At 38.0% G+C, this 2602-nt stretch carries 4 protein-coding genes; 1 reads left to right on the forward strand and 3 read right to left on the reverse strand.

Features of this window, described 5'->3' with window-relative positions; all coding sequences use genetic code 11:
• Nucleotides 1-198 precede the first annotated feature (198 nt).
• Nucleotides 199-876: an SOS response-associated peptidase gene (locus V7083_RS12715; protein WP_335478248.1), complete on the reverse strand. Its 678-nt coding sequence runs from the start codon at nucleotides 874-876 to the stop codon at nucleotides 199-201.
• Between the two features lie 67 nt (nucleotides 877-943).
• Here V7083_RS12715 and V7083_RS12720 point away from each other — a divergent pair, with 67 nt between their 5' ends.
• Nucleotides 944-1723 (forward strand): arylamine N-acetyltransferase family protein, encoded by a 780-nt coding sequence (locus V7083_RS12720; RefSeq protein ID WP_335478250.1) that lies wholly within the window; start codon nucleotides 944-946, stop codon nucleotides 1721-1723.
• Between the two features lie 30 nt (nucleotides 1724-1753).
• Here the strand turns inward: V7083_RS12720 and treR are convergent, their stop codons facing one another.
• Nucleotides 1754-2467 (reverse strand): trehalose operon repressor, encoded by a 714-nt coding sequence (gene treR / locus V7083_RS12725; RefSeq protein ID WP_335478252.1) that lies wholly within the window; start codon nucleotides 2465-2467, stop codon nucleotides 1754-1756.
• Between the two features lie 18 nt (nucleotides 2468-2485).
• A partial coding sequence (locus V7083_RS23805; RefSeq protein ID WP_438823723.1) for a hypothetical protein occupies nucleotides 2486-2602 on the reverse strand: 117 nt, incomplete at its 5' end.

Consider the following 2602-nt stretch of genomic DNA (forward strand, 5'->3'; position numbering starts at 1 on the left):
ACATTTTGTGACTCCTTTCAATCAATCGCGAAACTAATTTTTAAAATATATTCGCCATTTGAGGGAATCATACCCAAAAAAAAAGGAGCGGCATTCGCCACTCCACAAAAAGAAGGAAAAACTTAATGGGTTAGTAAAGTATATGTAACAAGATGGACTGGCATGTAGTATTCTTGTCCAGTTTTAAAAAAATGTGTGTTAGCATATTTTTTGAATGAGCTCTATTGAGTTATTTTTCGGTGAGTTCACCAAGGAGGATACTTCATATGCCTCCATTAACGTCTGATCGAGAGGAACCAGAATGGGATGTAACGTATTTGGGTCTTTAATGGCGGGGTCCAACCATTTATTCTCATCTTCAGGTTTAAAAATGACGGGCATCCGGTCATGGATCGAATTCATTAATTCGTTCGGAACTGTGGTGATCACCGAACAGGAAAAAATAGCTTGTCCATCGTGAGACTTCCACTGCTCCCAAATCCCAGCCATACCAAATAATTCATTGGATTTCAGTTGAATGCGCATTGGCGTTTTCGATTTGTCATCATTCCGTTTCCATTCATAAAAACTGTCAGCTATGATTAAGCAGCGTTTTCTTTGAAATGCGTTGCGGAAGCTTGGTTTCTCCATTAACGTTTCTGCCCGGGCATTAATCATTTTACTGCCAATAGATAGATCCTTTGCCCATGGCGGAATTAGTCCCCATCTTAGGTATCCCATACGGTTTTTCCTGCCATCATTTATGACAGCCAACACGGATTGGGAAGGGGCGATATTATAGCTTGGTTCAAAATTTTCTTCATCAAGAAATGCCTGAATCTCAAAACGGTCGATTATTTGTTCGATGCTTGCTGTCAGAGTAAAACGGCCGCACATTGACATCACCTCATGATTTGATTAAATATATTGTAACAAACTTAAATAGGACGGAGGAAATAGATTAGTGCAAATTAATAAACAGTTCCGCTCCCGAATTGGCTTCCCAACAGATGAAACCATTACCTTTGAAACTTTGCCGGTGATATTAGAGAAAACAGCGCTTGCTATACCCTTTGAGAATTTATCAATTATTCGAAATGAAATACACCCCCTGACTTTAAACAATGTGGCTGAAAAAATATTAATAAGAAACCAAGGGGGGCTTTGCTATGAATTAAATACGATTCTGTACCAGTTTTTAATGGAAAATGGTTTTGAAGTTACCCTTGTTCTAGGGTCTACCTATAATGCTGAACGGCTGACGTGGAGCCCAACCGGCCGGACACATGTCATTAACATATTGACATATAAAGGAAATAAGTATGCGGTTGACACAGGCTTTGGAGGGAATCTACCTCTAGTTCCTGTGCCGTTAACGGGAGAGTGCGTTTCCTCTCGTAACGGAGAATTCAGAATAAAAGAGGAAAGGACTGAATATGGGAATTATGTACTTGAGATGAAACTTAGACACAAACATCAGGATTGGGTTACGGGCTATACCCTTGATACAACTCGTCCAGTCAAGGATCTTAATGAATTATCAAGGGTCCAGCAAATTATTGTGGAAAGTGATCAATCTCCATTTAATAAAAACTACCTTGTGACAAGAATAACTGAAAAAGGGAACATGATTTTAACTGATTCTTCTTTTACAAATAGGATTGATGGCAAAGAACTTAAAGAAAATATCCAAGCAAACCAATTTGAATTATTCTTAAAAAGCTATTTTAATATAGTGAAATAAAAAGAAGGAGGAATCCATAATTGGATTCCTCTATTTGGACCGTCTTGCAAAATCAACAAAGCGAAATTTATCTGGGCGGTGCCTTGATTCAGTATATTGAAATAAACTGGCATCGTCTAAGTAAACATGGTTTTTAATCACTACAATATTATGAAACCCTTCCAAATCTAGCAGGGCCCGATCCTCTGAGGTAGGCTCTACAACAACGATTTCCTTTTTTGCAAAACTAATGGTCAGGTTCAATTCATTTTCGAGATATTCATAGATTGAATTGGCACAGATTTCTTCTGAAAGGAAAGGGACATATCTTTTGTTAATATAATCTTTATCTAAAATGATTTTTTCGCCCCCCATTTCCCTAGTACGAATTACTTTCCAGACTTGATCTTTCCCGGAAAGCTGCAGTTCATTTCGAATATAGGAGTCAGGCTTTATTAACTCAAGTTGATTCACGATTGTTACCGGTTTTCTGCCCATTTTATTGGCCAGTTCTTTAAAGCTGACGAGGCCGGATACCGGAAAATCAAATTTAGACACATCAATGACAATGGAGCCTTTGCCTCTAACTTTTTGAATATAACCATTTTGGGAGAGCAAATTCAGTGCTTTTCGTATCGTTTCCCTTGATGTACTGAATTGTTCGGATAATTCATTCTCTGAAGGGAGAAGCGTCTGTGGCGGTATTTCTCCATTCTTGATTTGCTCAACAATGTGATTATAAATTGTTAGATATTTGTTTGTCATAAATGGCATCTCCAGTTATTATTTTAGCAAATAAACGACCGACTCATATGGACGCAACACCATCCTGCTGCCAATCCGAGCGGAATCTTCATAATTAGAGAGTAACATTTCACCATGACAATCATCAAGATTTAA

Origin of the sequence: Bacillus sp. JJ1764 (assembly GCF_036962145.1) — a bacterium.
GTDB lineage: Bacteria > Bacillota > Bacilli > Bacillales > Cytobacillaceae > Neobacillus.